Here is a 20,884-nt window from a genome sequence, read left to right on the forward strand (position 1 = left end):
AGGGGGTGTGTCATTATCACGCTCTTACGTATAAAATCCGCGTGGTTTTAGCACCTAACACGTTAGATAGTCATAAGACTCCACGGATTAGCCAATGTATAAGATAGTTAAACACGCATTTTTCGCAGTTGCCCTAGGGTGCGCTGCACAAACCGCCCTGGCTGCGGGCGACGCTGCCGCCGGTAAAGACAAAGCGGCAACCTGTGCTGCCTGTCACGGTGCAGATGGCAACAGCATGATGCCCACCTTCCCAAAATTGGCAGGGCTGGGTGAGAAGTACATATATAAGCAGCTTAAAGATGTGAAATCCGGTGCCCGAGTCATTATGGAAATGACCGGTATCTTGGATCCGCTTTCCGATCAAGACATGGAAGACATCGCAGCCTACTACGCCGCTCAAACCATGCAGCTCAGCGGTGCTAAAGATCTGCAACTTCTTACCAACGCTGGTGTGGAGGTCGATGGCTTAGAGCTAGGCGCTAAAGTATACCGTGGCGGTAATAAAGAAACGGGTGTACCTGCCTGTATGGGCTGTCACAGCCCAACCGGCCAAGGCAATTCGCCCGCTGGCTATCCCCGTCTTAGTGGCCAGTACCCAGAGTACATAGAAAAGCAGTTGCGTGCTTTCCGCGCCGGTGAGCGCACCAACGACGGTGACCCAATGACCATGCGTTCCGTGGCCAAAGGCCTATCAGACGCAGAACTTAAAGCATTGGCAAACTACATCGCAGGCCTTAACTAAGCATTAAGCTTGGCGCGGTAGTATTAGAGAGGCGGCCTAGGCCGCCTTTTTTGTGGTTATTGCCTGCCAAAGGGCGCAGTTACGACCTTTTGGCGGCTATAAATTGCCAGTTACGGTAACTCCAAGGAACCCATCGTGCTTTTGGAGTCTAAAGCTGGCTTTGTAATTTAAAGATGGAGATTTTTATGCGACTGATAGCAGCTACATTGGCCATAGTCTTTGGCCTAGTTGGATCAGCCTTTGCCGAGGATGCCTTTAAAGAAGGGGTACACTATCAGAAGTTGGCGCAAAAGGTTGCCACCGTAGACCCATCCAAGATAGAGGTTACCGAAGTGTTTTGGTACGGTTGTGGCCACTGTTACACCTTTGAACCCATGCTTCAAAGCTGGAAAGCAGAGCAGGCTGAAGACGTGAATGTCGTACAGTTACCTGCTATTTGGAACGGGCCCATGGAAGTTCACGCCAAGGCGTTTTTTACTGCAAAAGCGCTGAATAAGTTAGATACACTGCATCAGCCATTGTTCGATGCCCTCAACAGTCAGCGCGCGCGCCTGGATAACGAACAAGCACTGGTCGATTTCTTCGAAAAGCACGGTGTCAGTGAAGAAGATTTCCGCAAAACCTACCGCTCATTCGGTGTTGTGAGCCAAGTGAACATTGCTAACTCCAAGGCACGCGGGTATGGCATCACCGGAACTCCGGAAGTCATCGTCGATGGCCAGTATCGCATTAGCGCTCGTATGGCCGGTAGCCAAGAAAAAATGCTGCAAGTGGCAGACTTCTTGGTAGAAAAAATCCGCAACAGCCAAGGCAGCTAATCCGCCTTTGGCAACATTCAGTGGGTCGCCCGGCCCGCTGATGCTTCGCCCCCCCCCCGCTTTCCAGCAGTCCACACCTGTACCGCCGTCTATACTCTTGGTTCTAAAACCGAATAAAGAGACCGGCAAAAGTGACCTCCAATTGGCGTGAGAAATACCTACAGGCACTCGAAGATCAAGAGAATGCCGAAAAGCGCAGCACTAAACAGATTCAGCATCTTAGAGCTTGCTTGCAATCCATGGCTGGCGCCGCTATGGGGTTGGACCCAGAGCTAGACGAGTTGCTAGAGCCATTATTGGATCAGCAATCCGCCCGTCCCGTTAAGTCGGATCAAATTGTAGTGGCGGCCAACAAGGTACGTGATCGCAAACCAACTCGCGAGGCAGTAAGTAAAGACTCGCTTACCGCTATGGTGTTTGCGTTGCTGGATCTCAACCCGGATGTCGAGGTCACAAAAAAGCTCAAGCACTACCAAAAATTGTTGCCGCAGCGTGTGAAAAACCACCACGCCTACCCGCAGCTATTAAAAGAAATCGTCACCTTGCACGATCAGGTGTTGCGCAGCGTTATCACCAAAAAACCAGGTAAGCTGGCCAAGCTATTTGGCGCGAGCCCCACACTGGATATCGAACACTCACAGGCAGGTGAGGTTGAGCCACTAATCGGAGATGAAAGTGGCGGTGGTGAAGAAGCTTCGGCTGGAGAAGAGATGCCAGCCTTGGTAGATAAAGCCAACGATTCATCGCTGGCCAGGGAGCCTGCTTCGCCGGCTGCCGAACCGGTGGCCCCGGTAAGTTCGCAACAGCAAGTGGAGGCGGGCTTTGCCAGTATCCAGGCTAAGATTCAGTTTATTCTGCAAGAGTTGGCGCAATCCGCCGAGGTCGATTCCGGCGTTAAAGAGCAATTTGTTGAGGCCAAAAATAAATTAGAAGAGGGTCTCAATTGGTATGAAATGATCGCCATGCTAGAGCAGGTGCGTAACCTGTTCGCTAGCATGCAAAAAACCGCTAACGATCAATTTGCCGGCTACTTAAAAGAAGTAGACAGCACGTTAATCGCTATTAAGCAAAATTGGGCAGAGCTAATTGACGGCCAGCTGCGCCAGGTGGCCCACCATCAAAAGGTTAAAAAACAACTCCAAAGCCAGGAGTCTCAATTGCTGTTAGAGGTTGAAAAAACCACAGAGCTAGATGCGCTCAAGGCCTCGGTTAACAACCATGTTCGAGATCTAAACGCTACCATAAGCCTGGTCAGCACTGCCGAAGACCAAGCGGTGTCGTCCAGCCAGGTCATGCAGGCCATGCAAACCCAACTGGACGAGCTGCAGGCCAAAAATGACATTCTTCAGCAAGAACTGGAGAACCAAAAACACAAGGCCACCCATGATGCTCTAACCCAATTGCCCAATCGGGCCGCGTATGGGCAGCGCGCCCAAGAGGAGCTTAATCGGTGGCAGCGATACCAGCGGCCGTTGTCGGTGGCAGTGGTGGATGTCGATCACTTTAAACGCTTTAACGACACCTATGGCCATCAAGCTGGAGACCGGGTGCTAAAGATCCTAGGTAAGTTATTACGAGATAAACTGCGCAGTGTTGATTTTGTGGCAAGGTATGGGGGAGAAGAATTTGTCATGCTACTACCAGAGACAGCCTGCGAGGATGCCAAGGTTGCCTTGGACAAATTACGTGTATCGTTGTCTAAAACCCAGTACAAATTCAAAGATGAGCCCGTCACCATCACGGCTTCCTTTGGTGTAACGCAGTTCACGGAAGGCGACAGCGTAGAAACCGCTTTCGAGCGAGCCGACCAAGCCCTATACAACGCCAAACAGGAGGGCAGAAATTGCGTGTCGGCTCTATAACCCGTTACTGAGCTTACTATGAATCTACTTATCGTCCTTGTCGTACTGATTGTCGCCTTGTTAATACTGGTGCCGCTGATAGAGCGCAGCGGGTTGGGCCAAAACAGCCCAAGGTTAGCGGCAGTGAGTAAATGGCTGTTGCCTTTAGTTGGGGTTAGTTTGCTGTTACAAATGGCATTTTACTATTTGGGCTAGCCGCGCGGGGCACTTTGGAGTCAGAAAAGGCCGATCGGAAGTGGCGACTAAGAAGTGGCTTCTTGTACCTTAAGTGTTGGTCTAGCAGAGAAGCACAAAAATTCAACATTCTGAGGCAATTAAAAAGTTTTCAATTATTTTGAAAAAACGGTTGCCACAAAAAATTCCTGGGCGTATAGTTCGCGCCCTCTTGAGCAACAGCGCGCAGCGCTACCGCCACAGCTTTTACAGTCGTTGGCACCGCACAAGAGCCTTTGAAAAGTTTTTAAAATTAATGCTTTACAAAGGAAATCGGATCCGTATAATGCGCATCCCTAGCTTGAAGGCGGGGCAGAAAACAAGCCCTAACCAAACCCTTCAAGCAGCCGCCAAACCCACGGGTGACGCGGCCTACGAAGAGCGCCTGGCGCGCCTTTGGTACTTTAACAAGTTAAACAAGCAATGCGTGTGGGAACTTGCGGAGATGAATCAGCCATATGATTTATCAACGCAAGTCCGACAATTCAAACGTTCTGTTTATCTCAAGTTATCTTGGGGTGAGCATAACCAGTTAAGAATGACGATTAAGCGTTGAGCTAAGTTTGGAGTTACCTAGATTTGATGTTCGCATCAAGCAGTATTTAGAGTAATTCAAAGAAATTAAACTGAAGAGTTTGATCATGGCTCAGATTGAACGCTGGCGGCAGGCCTAACACATGCAAGTCGAGCGGAAACGAACCTAGCTTGCTAGGAGGCGTCGAGCGGCGGACGGGTGAGTAACGCGTGGGAATCTACCGAGTAGTGGGGGACAACTTAGGGAAACTTAAGCTAATACCGCATACGCCCTACGGGGGAAAGAGGGGGATCTTCGGACCTCTTGCTATTCGATGAGCCCGCGTCAGATTAGCTAGTTGGTGGGGTAAAGGCCTACCAAGGCGACGATCTGTAGCTGGTCTGAGAGGATGATCAGCCACACTGGGACTGAGACACGGCCCAGACTCCTACGGGAGGCAGCAGTGGGGAATATTGGACAATGGGGGCAACCCTGATCCAGCCATGCCGCGTGTGTGAAGAAGGCCTTCGGGTTGTAAAGCACTTTCAGTTGTGAGGAAGGGGTTCTAGTTAACACCTAGGATCATTGACGTTAACAACAGAAGAAGCACCGGCTAACTTCGTGCCAGCAGCCGCGGTAATACGAGGGGTGCAAGCGTTAATCGGAATTACTGGGCGTAAAGCGCGCGTAGGCGGTTATTTAAGCCAGATGTGAAATCCCCGGGCTCAACCTGGGAACTGCATTTGGAACTGGGTAACTAGAATGCAGCAGAGGATAGTGGAATTTCAGGTGTAGCGGTGAAATGCGTAGAGATCTGAAGGAACATCAGTGGCGAAGGCGACTGTCTGGGCTGACATTGACGCTGAGGTGCGAAAGCGTGGGTAGCAAACAGGATTAGATACCCTGGTAGTCCACGCCGTAAACGATGTCTACTAGCCGTTGGGATCTTTAAGATTTTAGTGGCGCAGCTAACGCGATAAGTAGACCGCCTGGGGAGTACGGTCGCAAGATTAAAACTCAAATGAATTGACGGGGGCCCGCACAAGCGGTGGAGCATGTGGTTTAATTCGAAGCAACGCGAAGAACCTTACCTACTCTTGACATCCAGAGAATCCTGTAGAGATACGGGAGTGCCTTCGGGAATTCTGAGACAGGTGCTGCATGGCTGTCGTCAGCTCGTGTCGTGAGATGTTGGGTTAAGTCCCGTAACGAGCGCAACCCTTATCCTTAGTTGCCATCAGTTCGGCTGGGAACTCTAAGGAGACTGCCGGTGACAAACCGGAGGAAGGTGGGGACGACGTCAAGTCATCATGGCCCTTACGAGTAGGGCTACACACGTGCTACAATGGGCAGTACAAAGGGTTGCGAAGCCGCGAGGTGGAGCTAATCTCATAAAACTGTTCGTAGTCCGGATTGGAGTCTGCAACTCGACTCCATGAAGTCGGAATCGCTAGTAATCGTAAATCAGAATGTTACGGTGAATACGTTCCCGGGCCTTGTACACACCGCCCGTCACACCATGGGAGTGGGTTGCACCAGAAGAGGCTAGTCTAACTTCGGAGGACGGTCTCCACGGTGTGATTCATGACTGGGGTGAAGTCGTAACAAGGTAGCCCTAGGGGAACCTGGGGCTGGATCACCTCCTTAAACGAAAGCTGACATCTTCGTAAGTTTCCACACGCATTGCTTGTTTCTTGTTATTGCAGCTTAGGCTGCGGTAAGCGTTTCGCTTTACCTTAAAGCTTTTGTGATTGAGTTATTGCAATCAGCTTTTATTAAAAGCCTTAAGGTAAGGCGAAAGTCTTAAGTGTTTTAAAAATCAAACTCCGAGCGGGTTTGAGTTCTTTAAAAAAGTGGAAGATAAAGTAATAGTATTGATATTGCTGAGTCGTTAGTTTTGAGTTTGCGCGTAAGCGTGATATTAAAATTAACACTTTCAAAGTGACCGAGTTTAAGTGCCGTAACTTAAGTGAATCGTGACAAGAAATTGTTTCAATTTATGAAGAGTTATCGTGTTTAAAAACAAAACTCTGTCCGGTGATATTATCGTTACAAGATTGCAATCAAAGAGAACGTTTGTTTGTTTTGGTTTTAGCTTGCAGTTTAAGTTGAGGTTTAAAACAGATGAACACTATCAAACATTGTAAGTCGCAATGGCGTGAAAGGCGCCAAAACAGTAGCTTGAGTTATATGGTCAAGCGACTAAGTGCACACGGCGGATGCCTTGGCAGTTAGAGGCGATGAAGGACGTAGGAGCCTGCGATAAGGTGAGGGGAGCCGGCAAACATGCTTTGATCCTCACATTTCCGAATGGGGCAACCCACCTGTTTACAGGTATCTTGCACTGAATACATAGGTGTAAGAGGCGAACCCGGGGAACTGAAACATCTAAGTACCCGGAGGAAAAGAAATCAACCGAGATTCCCTAAGTAGCGGCGAGCGAACGGGGAGTAGCCGATTGTTATTGTGTTAGTGGAACCATCTGGAAAGTTGGGCGATAGAGGGTGATAGCCCCGTACACGAAAACGCAGTAATGACATATTAAGTAGGTCGGGACACGTGTTATCTTGACTGAAGATGGGGGGACCATCCTCCAAGGCTAAATACTCCTAACTGACCGATAGTGAACCAGTACCGTGAGGGAAAGGCGAAAAGAACCCCGGAGAGGGGAGTGAAATAGAACCTGAAATCGTGTGCATACAAGCAGTAGGAGCAGATTTATTCTGTGACTGCGTACCTTTTGTATAATGGGTCAGCGACTTATTGTCTGTAGCAAGGTTAACCATTTAGGGGAGCCGTAGGGAAACCGAGTCTTAATAGGGCGTATAGTTGCAGGCAATAGACCCGAAACCCGGCGATCTACCCATGGCCAGGTTGAAGGTGCCGTAACAGGCACTGGAGGACCGAACCGCCATCTGTTGAAAAAGATTCGGATGAGCTGTGGGTCGGAGTGAAAGGCTAATCAAGCCGGGAGATAGCTGGTTCTCCCCGAAAACTATTTAGGTAGTGCGTCATGTCTCACCCTCGGGGGTAGAGCACTGTTTGGGCTAGGGGGTCATCCCGACTTACCAACCCCATGCAAACTCCGAATACCGAGGAGTGCAATCATGGCAGACAGACGGCGGGTGCTAACGTCCGTCGTCGAAAGGGCAACAACCCAGACCGCCAGCTAAGGTCCCCAATCTCAGTTAAGTGGGAAACGATGTGGGAAGGCTTAGACAGCTAGGAGGTTGGCTTAGAAGCAGCCACCCTTTAAAGAAAGCGTAATAGCTCACTAGTCGAGTCGGCCTGCGCGGAAGATTTACCGGGGCTCAAACTGAGAACCGAAGCTGCGGATATTTTCGAATATGGTAGGGGAGCGTTCTGTAAGCCGCTGAAGGTGAACTGTGAAGTTTGCTGGAGGTATCAGAAGTGCGAATGCTGACATGAGTAACGATAAAGGGGGTGAAAAACCCCCTCGCCGGAAGACCAAGGGTTCCTGTCCAACGCTAATCGGGACAGGGTTAGTCGGCCCCTAAGGCGAGGCTGAAAGGCGTAGTCGATGGGAAACGGGTTAATATTCCCGTACTTTGTGTTATTGCGATGGAGGGACGGAGAAGGCTAGGCCAGCGTGGCGTTGGTTGTCCACGTTTAAGCTAGTAGGCTGAGATTTTAGGTAAATCCGGGATCTTAAGGCCGAGAGGTGACGACGAGTCCTCTTTGAGGATGAAGTGGTTGATGCCCTGCTTCCAGGAAAAGCTTCTAAGCATAGATAACACAGAACCGTACTCTAAACCGACACAGGTGGTCAGGTAGAGAATACCAAGGCGCTTGAGAGAACTCGGGTGAAGGAACTAGGCAAAATGGTACCGTAACTTCGGGAGAAGGTACGCTGCTGACGGTGATCCAATCGGAGTTGAGCTGTTGGCAGTCGAAGTGACCAGGTGGCTGCAACTGTTTATTAAAAACATAGCACTCTGCAAACACGTAAGTGGACGTATAGGGTGTGACGCCTGCCCGGTGCCGGAAGGTTAATTGATGGGGTTAGCACTTGTGCGAAGCTCTTGATCGAAGCCCCGGTAAACGGCGGCCGTAACTATAACGGTCCTAAGGTAGCGAAATTCCTTGTCGGGTAAGTTCCGACCTGCACGAATGGCGTAATGATGGCCACGCTGTCTCCACCCGAGACTCAGTGAAATTGAATTCGCAGTTAAGATGCTGCGTTCCCGCGGCTAGACGGAAAGACCCCGTGAACCTTTACTATAGCTTGACACTGAACTCTGAGCCTACTTGTGTAGGATAGCTGGGAGGCTTTGAAGCGATGACGCTAGTTGTCGTGGAGCCAATCTTGAAATACCAGCCTGGTATGTTTGGGGTTCTAACGCTGGTCCATTATCTGGATTGCGGACAGTGTCTGGTGGGTAGTTTGACTGGGGCGGTCTCCTCCCAAAGAGTAACGGAGGAGCACGAAGGTTGGCTAATCATGGTCGGAAATCATGAGGTTAGTGTAATGGCACAAGCCAGCTTGACTGCGAGACTGACAAGTCGAGCAGGTACGAAAGTAGGTCATAGTGATCCGGTGGTTCTGTATGGAAGGGCCATCGCTCAACGGATAAAAGGTACTCCGGGGATAACAGGCTGATACCGCCCAAGAGTTCACATCGACGGCGGTGTTTGGCACCTCGATGTCGGCTCATCACATCCTGGGGCTGAAGCCGGTCCCAAGGGTATGGCTGTTCGCCATTTAAAGTGGTACGCGAGCTGGGTTTAGAACGTCGTGAGACAGTTCGGTCCCTATCTGCCGTGGGCGTTGGAAAGTTGAGAAGAGTTGCTCCTAGTACGAGAGGACCGGAGTGAACGAACCGCTGGTGTTCGGGTTGTCATGCCAATGGCATTGCCCGGTAGCTACGTTCGGACGGGATAACCGCTGAAAGCATCTAAGCGGGAAGCCTCCTTCAAGATAAGCTTTCCCTGGGAACTTGATTCCCCTAAAGGGCCGTTTAAGACTAAGACGTTGATAGGCTGGGTGTGTAAGCGTTGTGAGGCGTTGAGCTAACCAGTACTAATTGCCCGTGCGGCTTGACCATATAACTGAATCTGCTGTTTAAGCGCCACAGATCAGTAACACCAATGTCCTGGACAGAGTTGGTTATAAACCAACACCAAGACAAGGTACTTTGAAAGCGATATCAATCTACTTTATCGACCACACCCTATTGCGAGACATTGCCCAGCGCAGTGCCTCCTACAGAATTGCTTGACGACCATAGAGTCTTGGAACCACCTGATCCCATCCCGAACTCAGTAGTGAAACGTGACATCGCCGATGGTAGTGTGGGGTTTCCCCATGTGAGAGTAGGTCATCGTCAAGCTTCTATTCAAAAGCCCAGCCAATTTGGCTGGGCTTTTTTCATTTCAGCTTGCCGATGACCAATCCTTCGGATTAGGTCATGGTGATGACAGACATCCATGTCTGGTCCCCCTACGGGCAACCTTCGGTTGTCTTGATCGGCTATCCTGCCGATCAATCAAGCTTCTATCCTAAAGCCCCGAATCAGCAATGGTACCTACGCGGCCCGCCGGTCTTTCATTCTGTATACGAAACGTCTAGTTTTTATTTTTTAGCGAAGCTGTGACGCGGAAGCAAGTTATTAAATGACAGGTCGGTGGTTGGACTCAGCCTCTACTTTCAGCTTGAGTCCAAGGCCGTGAATGAGCTTTGTAAAGCTCGATAGCTTGGGGTTGCCGCTTGTTGAGAGCATCTTATACATGCTTTCTCGACCAAGATGGGCGCGCTCGGCTAATCCGCTGATACCGTCTTCTTGGGCCTCGGCAATATTGCGTAAAGCCATTAGGATAACGGCAGCATCACCGTCTTCTAGGGCTTCGCTTAAGTACTCTGCGGCTATTTCAGGATCGCGCAACTGTTCATTGTGTGTCGCTCTTATATTACGCGCCATGTTGATACCTCCGCTTGTGATCTTTCCAATACAATTTAGCTTTCTTAATGTCTTTTGACTGAGTGGATTTATCACCGCCACACAGCAGTAAGAACACTTGCTGACCTTCTTTACCGTAATACACCCGGTAACCAGGGCCGTAATCGATACGAAGCTCGCTTAAACCTTCGCCAATTGGCTCAACATCACCAAAAAGCCCGAGCTCCATTTTATCTACCCGCATGATTATCTTAGCCTTTGCTCTATTGTCACGTAGACCGCGAAGCCAGTCGGCATAAGGGCTTTTGCCCTGACTGTCCGTGTACTCATGGATAATGTTTGTCTTCTCAGCCATAACCTATATAGTATCCTAAAGGATACATGATGCAATTAAAGTCTGTCCTTGAGTGTATCCAAAATGCCTTATAAACCCCACTTGCTTGTATGTAAGTCGTCACTGAATTCCAATTTACAAGAACAACACCACAATTTCTGGCGGTGAGATAAGATGACTACACAATCCACACACTACCACCGAGAACACTAATCGATTAACGTAACCTTCGTAATCCACTGTAAGGCAACTGGCATGTTTGGCATCGTCCACTTTGAAGCATTCCTACTGGCGTGCATATTACTTAACCTAATACCCGGGCCGGATACCTTCTATGTGCTTGGTCGTAGTTTGTCCCAGGGTAAACGTATCGGTGTTGCGTCTGCGCTGGGGATTTCTGGCGGTGCGTTATGCCATACGTTTGCAGCGGCCATCGGCTTATCGGCGATCATAACGGCCTCACACACGGCGTTTATGGCGGTCAAATTTATAGGCGCTGGGTACTTGATCTATCTCGGCATAAAGATGCTGCTATCCAAACCCGTATCCATGGGCAACCCCAATAGCTTTGGTCGCTCGAGTGGAGTGGCAGCGTTTAAGCAAGGCTTACTGACCAACGTTTCAAATCCCAAAGTAGCGTTGTTCTTTTTGGCATTTCTACCGCAGTTTATTGAGCCAAATACAAGCTCTTACTTTTTGAGCTTTATGTTCTTGGGTTGTGTGTTTGTAACAACCAGTACCATTTGGTGTGTAGGCTTGGCCTGGTTGTCTGGACTGGCAAGTGCCCACCTAAAACAAAACCCAAAGATAATGGCGTACATCACTAAAGGAACCGGAGTCTTACTCGCGGGGCTTGGGCTGAGGTTAGCTTTGGTGAGCGATGATTAGTACCGCAAGCTGGGTATGCGATAAAAGAATCGCATAACTGGTTTTATGCTATTTGTGATTTGATAAATAGCGTCAGGCCGATCTGTATTAGAACTAATAAACTATCGAGCTGATTGTCATTAGCTATTTACCTAATGAATTCCGAGTTAAAAATACATTTGTTATTAAAAATCATAATTAAAAATTCTAGATAAATTTGCTTAATCAATTCGATATAGAGTTCCAAGCTCTAATTGTTCTTGTAATGCCGTATAAAGATGCATTACGTTGTTGCTCGCTGTAAGCCCGAGTCACTTTAGTCGCAACGTATTATTTCAATATAAAAACATCTTTAGACGAAGAAGGACAAGGTAATCCCTATGATAAATTCTAAAAAACTGATGCTAAGCGCGTTAGCCGTTGCGGTATCTTTAGCGGTCAGCACACCGGCCAGCACCGCCGAAATGACCAAGCCAGGTGGAGCGGTTGGTATGGGCAAGGTGGCACCAAACCAAGCAAAATCCAATCTATTTTGGTGGCCAGAACAACTGGATCTCAGCCGTTTACGAGATCACGATTCACGTTCAAACCCGCTGGGCGAAGATTTTGATTACGCCAAAGCGTTTGCAGAACTCGACTACAACGCTTTAAAAGCCGATATCAATACAGTGCTAACTGATTCCCAAGACTGGTGGCCTGCAGACTGGGGTAACTACGGGCCATTGTTTATTCGGATGACTTGGCACTCGGCCGGTACCTACCGAACCATGGATGGCCGTGGAGGCGCCGGTGGTGGCCAACAGCGATTCGATCCGCTTAACAGCTGGCCAGATAACGCCAGCCTTGATAAAGCCCGCAGATTACTTTGGCCGGTAAAGCAAAAGTACGGCGAGCACATTTCCTGGGGCGACTTAATCGTTTTGGCGGGTAACGTCGCATTGGAAAACATGGGCTTTAAAACCTACGGTTTTGCTGCCGGTCGCGATGATGACTGGGAACCAGACATGGTTTACTGGGGCCCAGAGGTAGTCATGCTGGCCAGTGACCGCCGAGGCAAAGATGGCAAATTAGAAAAGCCTCTGGCTGCTGTACACATGGGTTTGATATACGTAAACCCAGAGGGCCCTGGCGGCAAACCAGACCCAGTGGGCTCGGCAAAAAATATTCGTGAGTCCTTTGCGCGCATGGCAATGAACGACGAAGAAACACTGGCCCTGGTTGCTGGTGGCCATACCTTTGGTAAATTGCACGGTGCGCACAAACCGGCTGACTGCTTAGAGCCAGAGCCCGGCGGCGCGCCGATTGAAGAACAAGGTTTTGGTTGGAAAAACAACTGCGGTAAAGGCCACTCCGAAGACACCATCACCAGCGGACTGGAAGGCGCTTGGACCCAAGCACCCACACGCTGGAGTTCGCTGTACTTACAAAACCTGTTAAACAACGAATGGGAGCTTACCCGCAGCCCAGCCGGTGCTGTGCAATGGCAGCCTAAAGATAAAGCACTGCACAAGACTGTGCCAGATGCCCACGTAAAAGGTAAATACAACCCGCCAGTAATGACCACGGCAGACATGGCGTTTAAATTTGACCCAGAGTACCGGAAAATCGCCGAACGCTTTGTGGCCGACCCTGAGGAATTCCGCCTAGCCTTTGCAAAAGCGTGGTACAAGCTAACTCACCGTGATATGGGCCCCATCGATAACTACATTGGCGGAGAAATTCCCAGCGAAGTTCACATTTGGCAAGACCCAATCGATAAGCCTACTTACAAGCTTATTGGTGACAAAGACGTTGCCAAACTAAAACGTGAGGTTTTAGATACCGGTATCTCCACCAGTGAATTAGTGCGCGTAGCCTGGGCTGCTGCAGCGTCCTACCGAGATACCGATATGCGCGGTGGCGCGAATGGTGCACGCATTGCGCTAGCGCCGCAAAAAGATTGGGCCGTAAACAACCCGAAAGACACCGCCAAGGTTGTTACCGAATTGAAAAAAATTCAGCAAAGCTTTAATGAAAAATCTGGCAAGAAGCAGGTTTCTTTGGCGGATTTAATCGTGCTTGCCGGTGCTGCCGGTATTGAAAAAGCCGCTGCCGATGCTGGTATGAATGTATCGGTTCCGTTTACTCCCGGCCGTGGCGATGCCACCCAGGAGCAAACCGACGTCAACTCCTTCAGCCTGTTAGAGCCTAAAGCAGACGGCTTTACAAACTACTACAGCACGGAACACTATTTATCGCCCGCAGAAGCGTTGGTTGATAAGGCGGACCAGCTTGCGCTCACCGTACCAGAAATGACGGTATTGGTAGGCGGTTTGCGATCCTTAGGTGCTAATGCAGACGGTAGCAAACACGGTGTATTCACCAGTAAGCCAGGGACATTAAATAACGACTTCTTTGTAGAGTTGTTGGATATGTCTACCAAATGGCGTAAAGCCGGTGACGATGGCCTTTACGAAGGCGTAGATCGTAAATCCGGCAAAGTTAAATTTACTGCAACACCGGTGGATTTAATTTTTGGCTCCAATACCGAGTTGCGCGCCGTGGCTGAAGTGTATGCGTTTGATACCTCTAAGCAGCGTTTCGTAGAAGACTTTGTCAGTGCTTGGGTCAAAGTAATGACGGCGGACCGCCACGATATGTAATTTGTTTTATGCCCGCCGGATTTCCGGCGGGCTTTCTATTTCTACCTATTAGTTTTGTAATCACGAACCCTCACCTCAAAAAGCCCTTCCTTTATCCGCACTGCATCGGTGCAACGCTTGTCACGTCAGTAATCTTTACGGCATAAAATTTCAGCGTAACGCGTAAAAGTTATTCAGGTTTGTCGGACTGTGAACCTGATCACAAGAGCAAATCTTATACTAATAACAAACCTTAATTTAACGTGCTCGGAGATGACACATGAACGACCGTAGCTGGATGATTAACCCAAAAGCCGTACGCGCAGCCAAACAATGTATTCAAATCGTCCGCGATGAATTGGGCGTTAAATTACTGTTGTCTAATCCGGATTTTTTGCATCTATTAACCGAATACGCAGAGCTAACGGATTCCGAAGCACTGCAAGCCTCATTGGCTGAATTAATGGTATTTGCCGGTGTTGGTAACACGGCCGCAAAGCTCAATGCCACAGACAATACCGTGGTAAATATCCGCCAAGAGTCGGCCATACCCATGGAAACAAGCCCGGCGCCACCTACTCTTAAAGAACTCATCGACAACAACGAAACCATCGAATGCGGCGGTAAAATGTATCAACGCTGGCGCGATGGCAAAGAGTTTTCTGGATTATATCGAGGCCAACCAACCTATCGATAAGGCGTCGATAAAATAAAACCGGCTTATATTAAGGGCGACTCAAAAAACCGCTAACCACGGATTGCTGCCACGTTATCTGAATAAATCGACCAGAAAATAGAATACGTTGACCGATGCTTAGATTAAGAATATTTTGAGCGCATTCTCAGGAGCACCAGTTTACAAGGAAGTAATATGCCGTTTAATCATTCGCATTATAGCAAGTCTATTTGGTTGGCCAGCTTTTTATTTGTCGGTACCATAGCCTTTAGTATGGCCCACGCCCAAAATCCATTTCGCTCTGCGAATAACGAATATCTACAAGCCAATAATTGCGTAGCCACCGGTGAAGTAGAAAGTGCTAGCGTATTGGTAAATGGTAGACTACGCAGTGTGGAGTGGCGTTACTACCAATGTGATAGTGGTTTGGCGCGTTTGTAACTTGCTCTCCAAAAGAGAGCACATCGAGGTAATGCGTTGATAATCTCCAAGGCTAAAGCAGCGCATCTACATATTGTGCGTAACGCAAAATTAAGAAGTAACCACAACATTTAAGAGGCGAGTTCCCAGCCGCTAAAAACACACTTCGTCTAACTGTTCGTTTTAGACTATTTTCTCCCGCCTAGGCACAAGCTTTTCGCGCATCTACCGCAGTATTATAAAAACTAGCGGTTGTAAAACCATCTATTTAGTTTACCGTATATAGCCATAGTAAATATCCCTATGTAAATTGCAATGTCTCGAAATTGGCAGGTGCTAGATCGATGCTGTTGGTGACTAAAGTCAGTAAACGTTATGCTACTAGCTCAGCAGCGTTATTTAGCGGTATTACCCTAAAAGTTGCCGCAGGCGAATCCCTGGCCATCATGGGCGCGTCCGGCTGCGGTAAGTCCACGTTGCTGAATATCATAGCGGGGTTAGTTACCAGCGACTCTGGCAGTGTGGTTATCGATGGGCAAGAAACCAGTGGCCTTGCTGAATCACTGCGAGACGCTTTCAGGGCGGCCCACATAGGCATGGTATTTCAGCAATTCAACCTCATCGATTGCCTCTCTGTGGTAGACAACATTACCCTACCTGCGCGCTATCTAAAGCGGCCCTATCAGCAACGCCTAGCGCTGTTATTACAGAGTATGGGCCTGGAGCACAAACAGAACTCGGCCATTGGTGACTTATCCGGTGGCGAGCAACAGCGGGTTGCCATTGCCAGAGCGCTTATCCATTCCCCCAAATTGATCCTGGCGGACGAGCCCACCGGCAACCTGGATGAAGCCACCAGCGATACCGTAGCGGATTGCCTATTTAGCCTGGCCAAATCCCACGGTGCAGCCTTGGTAGTGGTCACCCACGCAAAGGAGATCGCCGCCCGGGCAGATCGGGCTGTGGTGATTAAACATGGGCAATTAGAGCCGCTTACTAACCTATGATGTGGGTTGTGCTTGGGGTATTCGTTCAGCACGCTAAGCGCCATTGGCCCTATGTGCTGCTCATGCTGTTTGCTTTAATCACTGCAGGCAGTGGCCTGAGTAGTGTGTTGGTAATTAACCAAGCCGCGCTAGCGGCGCTCACTCCGGCCCAAGGCCCGGCGTATCAAATTGTTGCCAAACCTGGCCAAACCATCACCATGGCCCACTATGGCCGGTTGCGGCAGCAAGGTGTTATTGATGGCATTGCCGTTGCCCACCGGGAAGTTCGTATAAAACAGCAGGTAATCGACGTTTATGGCGTGGATGCCTGGCCGCTATTGAATAATCGCCTGCAGCTTGGTGGCGAGTATGGGAGCCTGAACAAAGTAGGTACTGGCCGAGCGTGGATCTCGCACTCAGCAGCCAATAAACTGAAGCTTACGCCCGGGGCAACGCTCACGTTACCCGATGATAAGCAAACCCCGCCTTTAGCCATAAGCGAGGCCGCACTGAATCCTCTACCGGGGTTATCCGATAATGCCTTGGTCTTACCCATCACAGATTATTTTGCGTTATTCGCTGACGACGTTGTTCAACCCTTACAAGCCATCTTTGTGCTCAGCAAGCGCAGCCCATCCGAACTACAGCAGCTAAAAGCACAGCTGCCCGCTGAATTAATATTACAAGCCACTACGCTGCCGATAGATTCCCAAACCATGGGCAAGAGCTTTTCGTTCCACCTGGTTGCTATGGCTGGGCTGTTAACGGTAGTGAGCTTATTTATTGTCACCAATGCGTTGTCCATGTTGTTGGCGTTTAGGCGGCAAACCATTGGCCATTTGCACAAATTAGGCGTGGCAAAAAAAAGCATTACCCAAGCGTTGTGTATAGAGCTGTCTCTGTATTGTGTGGTGGGTAGTTTAGTGGGCGTGTTGCTGGGGTTTTGGTTAATTACGTATTTTGCCACAGGCATAAGCACCAATTTAACGAATCTGCTGCGCGCACCGTTTTCACTTAGCTCGATTTCGTTTCTATCGGTTGGGTTACTGTGTTTATTTTTGTGTGCGGTGGGTATGGCTGTGGCGGTGGTGCTGCCCCTACGCCAGGCATTACAAACTGAGCCCAAATCACAGGCTAGCAAGGCTGGTGTTATTACTGGGGCTAGGGCTAGGGTAATGACCTCAGTAGTGGCTTTGATAATGGCAGCTGCAATCATTATTTTGCTTTTGAAGAGTAAAACCAAAGAGGCAGACCTAGCCGCACTGGCATTGTTTATATTGCTTGGCAGCCTAGTGGTAACAGCCGCATTACCCGGGCTATTGGCAACACTGGTTAATCCATTCACCCTGCGTTGGCCATTGCTGCATTGGGCCTTGGCCAGTGCCAGTGGTTTATCTCGCCGCTGCAAACTGGCCGCCAGCTCTTACTTTATTGCATTGGTAAGTGCGGTAGGCCTAAGCGGTATGGTGGATAGCTTTCGTACCGCTACCGACCAATGGTTGCAGCAACGCCTAGCTGCACCGGCCTACGTGTATACCGAGGCACCCACACAAGTACCAAGTACAGATAACATCCGCGTTCAAACTCGCCGTATAGCCCACGGCAAAATTAACGGCGTAGCAATGGAAATTACCGAACTACCGACCACAGAACATTACCAGCAAAGCATGGTATTTGCCCAATCTACCAATGATGTGTGGCGAGGGTTTACTCAGGGTAATGGCCTTTTATTAAACCAACAATTTGCCTACCGCAACGGCATAGGCATAGAAGACCAACTAACGCTGGCGATTAATGGCAATACAAGGCCCATGAGGGTGCTGGGTATTTATAAAGACTTTGGTAACCCCAATGGCCAGGGCATAGTTGCCCCCAGTGTGCTTACGGCAACAGGCCCAGGGGCAACTACTCTGGCGGATGTGGTAGCGCTACACCCGGTTAGGCCCGTAGCGGATTGGCAGCCCTATAAAACGCTGTTGGCTAATACGCTAAGCGACGCCTCGTTTATTACCAAGCAGGAATTAATCGATGTCTCTATGGCGGTGTTTGATCAAACCTTTGTATTAACCGATGGGCTAACCGTGGTTGCACTAATTGTGGCCGCGTTTTCGTTTGCAATTACCATCGCACTGTTATCCCAGCATTTAAAAAGTAATATCCAAACGTTAAGTGCTATAGGTATTAATTTTCGATCCATTCGGCGTGCCGTGTTTAGCCAGTTTATTGTGATTTGCCTGTTGGTGTCTTTGCTGGCCATACCGTTTGGTATAGGCCTGGCGTACTTGTTAATTACCACGGTTAATATCAACGCATTCGGCTGGACCTACCCGTTGAATATTTCCCCTGTAAAATTATTGGCTATTGTAGGCGCCGGGTTTGTAGGCTTATTACTGGTGTGTTGGCTAGCCATACAGCGCAGCACCAGCCACCGACTGCCACCGGGCTACTCGGCACTGGCCGTGGCTGGCTTGTTGATTATAAGCACGTTTTTAGTGGGTTGCTCGCAGGAAGACCGGGCACCTATCTTTGGTGGCTTTAACCAAGCGCCTACGGATTACGTTTATAAAACGGTGGATAAAGCGAATGCGATAAATCTACCGGCAGACCACGCGCCTCATAATGAATATCAATTAGAGTGGTGGTACTTAACCAGCGTATTAAGGGATGAGCAGCAGCGGACCTATCCATTCCAATATACTGTGTTTCGGTTTAACCAAAACGGCAAGCAAACCTATATGGCCCATGCCTCCTTGCACTCGCCGGATAACCATTGGTTTGAGCAGCGTTTCGCCGAGCCGGGCTTGCCCTATTTTAAATCTGAAACACAGCCATTTTTACTTAGCCTGGATAACTGGCAATGGCAGGGTGCGCAATCCGGCGAGCCATTCCCAGCACAGCTAACCATTCCTTTTTGGCAGGGGCCAAAGGTATCCGTATCTTTGCAGCCAACAGGGCCTTATGTGCTCCAGGGTGAGGGTGGGGTGAGTGTTAAATCGGCGGATGCTAACCATGTATCCTATTACTACAGCCAGCCATTTTTAAGCGCCACGGTACAAGTGCAAAACGAGAGTTCTGCTGATGGCACTACTCTCGGTACTGCTCCTGTTAGCACTACAAAATTAACCGGTAACGCCTGGTACGATCACGAATGGACGTCGCAATTGGTTAGCGAACAAGTGAATGGCTGGGATTGGTTCTCCATTCACCTAAACAATGGCGATAAAATAATGGCCTTTAGGTTGCGAATTCACCAAAAGGCGGATTTTATTACTGGTAACTACATTCAAAGTAATGGCGTGCGACAACCGCTTAACCAAAATCAAATGTCCTTACAGCCGGCAAACCAAAACGCGGTGCCGCTGGAATGGCAATTGGCAATTCCCAGCAGAAATCTCTCTCTTACCATTTCACCCATAAAACAGCAGCAGTGGAATTGTGGCTTGTTCACTTACTATGAAGGCGGAGTGAACGTGGCCGGTACCCACGCAGGGGAGGGCTTTATGGAGCTAACCGGGTATCCACACGGCGATGAAGGTTGCTGACGTGAAGTTTAAAATGCTAGCTGGGTGCCAAGCTCTATAAACTGATTCGCCCAGGGCCAACCGACTTATCTCTGCTTTACTGATCATCTTTAAATGCAATTATTACATCCAATGTGTAATAAACGCTTTTGTTGACTCGGAAGTTTGCACCAGTGCTACCTTGACCTTACCTAACAAAAAATCCATTCAGAACTACCATGACGGATGCAATCGCCCCTTCCTGCCTATTAATAAACCTATATTCAAGCAGTATGTGCTCTCTCCTAGTCCGTCTCTTGTAATTCCTTTCTCGCAATAAAAAGCAGATTGTCAGCGTATTTTATGCTCAGGCATGTGCTTTGCTAACAAAGAGTTTGTTAGACACTACAAATGGAGTGGCCGGGCCCAATTGACACTCGTATGCAGGTTACGCGATGTTGCTGCATACAACGATGATCGATCAATTTTCAGTAATCCGGTCATTTCGATTCTCCAATCATTCTCATTCGTCGGCTTTGGCAGTAGCAAAGCTGACAGCTCGTCGAAAGTTAACTGAGGCGGTAATAAATGAATTTAGAAATAGAAGGCCGGATGGCTCTGGTGACAGGCGCGGCAGGGGGCTTAGGTAAAGCCACCGCAAAGCGTTTAGCAGACGAGGGCGTTCGTTTGTTTCTCACCGATACAGACGAAGATGCTGTTGCGTCTTGCGCCAGTGACTTGCATGAATCCGTAGTTGGATACAGCACTGCTGATCTCACAGACATCAGCAGCATCAATAATTTAGCGGGCAGTTTAACGGAACTTGGTGGAGCCGATATTCTGATACATCTAGCAGGCATAACCGGTGCCAAAGGCGATCCGTTGGAGATGGACGACGATGCTTGGATGAGCTGCTGGAACACAAACTTTATGTCCGCCGTAAGACTTTGCCGAAAAATAGTACCCACGATGGTTGAGAAGAAGTGGGGCAGGGTAGTGTTAACGGTTTCTGAAAACGCCGTACAACCCTATCCGGACGAGGCCGTTTACAATGCCTCCAAAGCAGCTCTGCTCAGTTACACAAAAGCTCTATCCCTACCTTACGGACCAAAAGGTGTATTGGTAAATGCGGTAATGCCGGCATTCATAGAGAGCCCTATGACCGATGGCATGATGGATTCATTGGCCGAAGAAAAAGGCATTTCACGGGAAGAGGCAGTAGACCAATTTTTGGAAAACGAACGTCCTTACTTGTCACTCAAACGCCGTGGTAGAGCGGACGAGGTGGCGGTAGTTGTTGCCTTACTCGCTTCGGACATAGCAACGTTCACTAATGGCTCCGCGTGGCGTGCCGACGGCGGTGCAGTAGCCGCAATCAATATATAGGCAGTTACCACAACTGAGTCCATAACC

13 protein-coding genes and 3 rRNA genes are annotated in these 20,884 nt (G+C 49.2%); 14 read left to right on the forward strand and 2 right to left on the reverse strand.

The genetic code is table 11. The annotated features are described in order from the left end of the window. The first annotated feature begins 94 nt into the window (after positions 1 to 94). The 7 genes from ACGHM3_RS00345 (at position 95) to rrf (ending at position 9,500) form a co-directional block, all read left to right on the forward strand. Entirely contained in the window at positions 95 to 742 is a 648-nt protein-coding gene (locus ACGHM3_RS00345; RefSeq protein WP_345427232.1) for a c-type cytochrome, read from the forward strand. Positions 743 to 927: 185 nt separating this feature from the next. Then, positions 928 to 1,560 (forward strand): thiol:disulfide interchange protein DsbA/DsbL, encoded by a 633-nt coding sequence (locus ACGHM3_RS00350; protein WP_345427234.1) that lies wholly within the window; start codon positions 928 to 930, stop codon positions 1,558 to 1,560. A gap of 131 nt (positions 1,561 to 1,691) precedes the next feature. After that, positions 1,692 to 3,422 carry a diguanylate cyclase gene (locus ACGHM3_RS00355; RefSeq protein ID WP_345427236.1) on the forward strand — a complete coding sequence of 577 codons (1,731 nt, stop codon included), beginning with the start codon at positions 1,692 to 1,694 and terminating at the stop codon, positions 3,420 to 3,422. A gap of 334 nt (positions 3,423 to 3,756) precedes the next feature. Beyond that, positions 3,757 to 4,191 (forward strand): hypothetical protein, encoded by a 435-nt coding sequence (locus ACGHM3_RS00360; protein ID WP_345427238.1) that lies wholly within the window; start codon positions 3,757 to 3,759, stop codon positions 4,189 to 4,191. A 67-nt stretch (positions 4,192 to 4,258) separates the two neighbouring features. Further along, positions 4,259 to 5,796, forward strand: a 16S ribosomal RNA gene (locus tag ACGHM3_RS00365). A 545-nt stretch (positions 5,797 to 6,341) separates the two neighbouring features. Beyond that, positions 6,342 to 9,215 (forward strand): 23S ribosomal RNA (locus ACGHM3_RS00370). A 169-nt stretch (positions 9,216 to 9,384) separates the two neighbouring features. Beyond that, positions 9,385 to 9,500 (forward strand): 5S ribosomal RNA (gene rrf / locus ACGHM3_RS00375). The 16S, 23S and 5S rRNA genes sit together here, the layout of an rRNA operon. A 279-nt stretch (positions 9,501 to 9,779) precedes the next feature. On the opposite strand, the gene ACGHM3_RS00380 is transcribed toward rrf, so the two are convergent. Continuing rightward, complete coding sequence (locus ACGHM3_RS00380) at positions 9,780 to 10,088, reverse strand: addiction module antidote protein (protein ID WP_345416316.1); 309 nt, start codon at positions 10,086 to 10,088, stop codon at positions 9,780 to 9,782. Further along, positions 10,078 to 10,422, reverse strand: coding sequence for a type II toxin-antitoxin system RelE/ParE family toxin (locus ACGHM3_RS00385; protein ID WP_345416313.1), 345 nt, complete (start codon positions 10,420 to 10,422; stop codon positions 10,078 to 10,080). The genes ACGHM3_RS00380 and ACGHM3_RS00385 overlap by 11 nt, the downstream gene beginning before the upstream one ends. Before the next feature lie 234 nt (positions 10,423 to 10,656). Between ACGHM3_RS00385 and ACGHM3_RS00390 the strand changes: the two genes are divergently transcribed. The 7 genes from ACGHM3_RS00390 to ACGHM3_RS00420 all read left to right on the forward strand — a co-directional run bounded on the left by ACGHM3_RS00390 (position 10,657) and on the right by ACGHM3_RS00420 (position 20,857). Then, positions 10,657 to 11,289 carry a LysE family translocator gene (locus tag ACGHM3_RS00390; RefSeq protein ID WP_345416310.1) on the forward strand — a complete coding sequence of 211 codons (633 nt, stop codon included), beginning with the start codon at positions 10,657 to 10,659 and terminating at the stop codon, positions 11,287 to 11,289. A gap of 359 nt (positions 11,290 to 11,648) precedes the next feature. After that, a complete protein-coding gene (katG, locus tag ACGHM3_RS00395; protein WP_390517730.1) occupies positions 11,649 to 13,910 on the forward strand; it encodes a catalase/peroxidase HPI in 2,262 nt (753 codons plus the stop codon). 259 nt (positions 13,911 to 14,169) lie between these two features. Further along, the gene (locus tag ACGHM3_RS00400; protein WP_345416307.1) at positions 14,170 to 14,586 is read left to right on the forward strand and encodes a hypothetical protein; all 417 of its coding nucleotides are present in this window, start codon (positions 14,170 to 14,172) and stop codon (positions 14,584 to 14,586) included. 174 nt (positions 14,587 to 14,760) lie between these two features. Then, the gene (locus tag ACGHM3_RS00405; protein ID WP_345416305.1) at positions 14,761 to 15,006 is read left to right on the forward strand and encodes a hypothetical protein; all 246 of its coding nucleotides are present in this window, start codon (positions 14,761 to 14,763) and stop codon (positions 15,004 to 15,006) included. A 323-nt stretch (positions 15,007 to 15,329) separates the two neighbouring features. After that, entirely contained in the window at positions 15,330 to 15,992 is a 663-nt protein-coding gene (locus tag ACGHM3_RS00410; RefSeq protein ID WP_345416302.1) for an ABC transporter ATP-binding protein, read from the forward strand. A 62-nt stretch (positions 15,993 to 16,054) separates the two neighbouring features. Then, positions 16,055 to 19,513 (forward strand): lipocalin-like domain-containing protein, encoded by a 3,459-nt coding sequence (locus tag ACGHM3_RS00415; RefSeq protein ID WP_390517731.1) that lies wholly within the window; start codon positions 16,055 to 16,057, stop codon positions 19,511 to 19,513. Positions 19,514 to 20,059: 546 nt separating this feature from the next. Then, positions 20,060 to 20,857 carry an SDR family NAD(P)-dependent oxidoreductase gene (locus ACGHM3_RS00420; protein WP_345416296.1) on the forward strand — a complete coding sequence of 266 codons (798 nt, stop codon included), beginning with the start codon at positions 20,060 to 20,062 and terminating at the stop codon, positions 20,855 to 20,857. Positions 20,858 to 20,884: the final 27 nt, after the last annotated feature.

Source organism: Halioxenophilus aromaticivorans, from assembly GCF_042850945.1.
GTDB classification, from domain to species: Bacteria; Pseudomonadota; Gammaproteobacteria; order Pseudomonadales; family Cellvibrionaceae; genus Halioxenophilus; species Halioxenophilus aromaticivorans.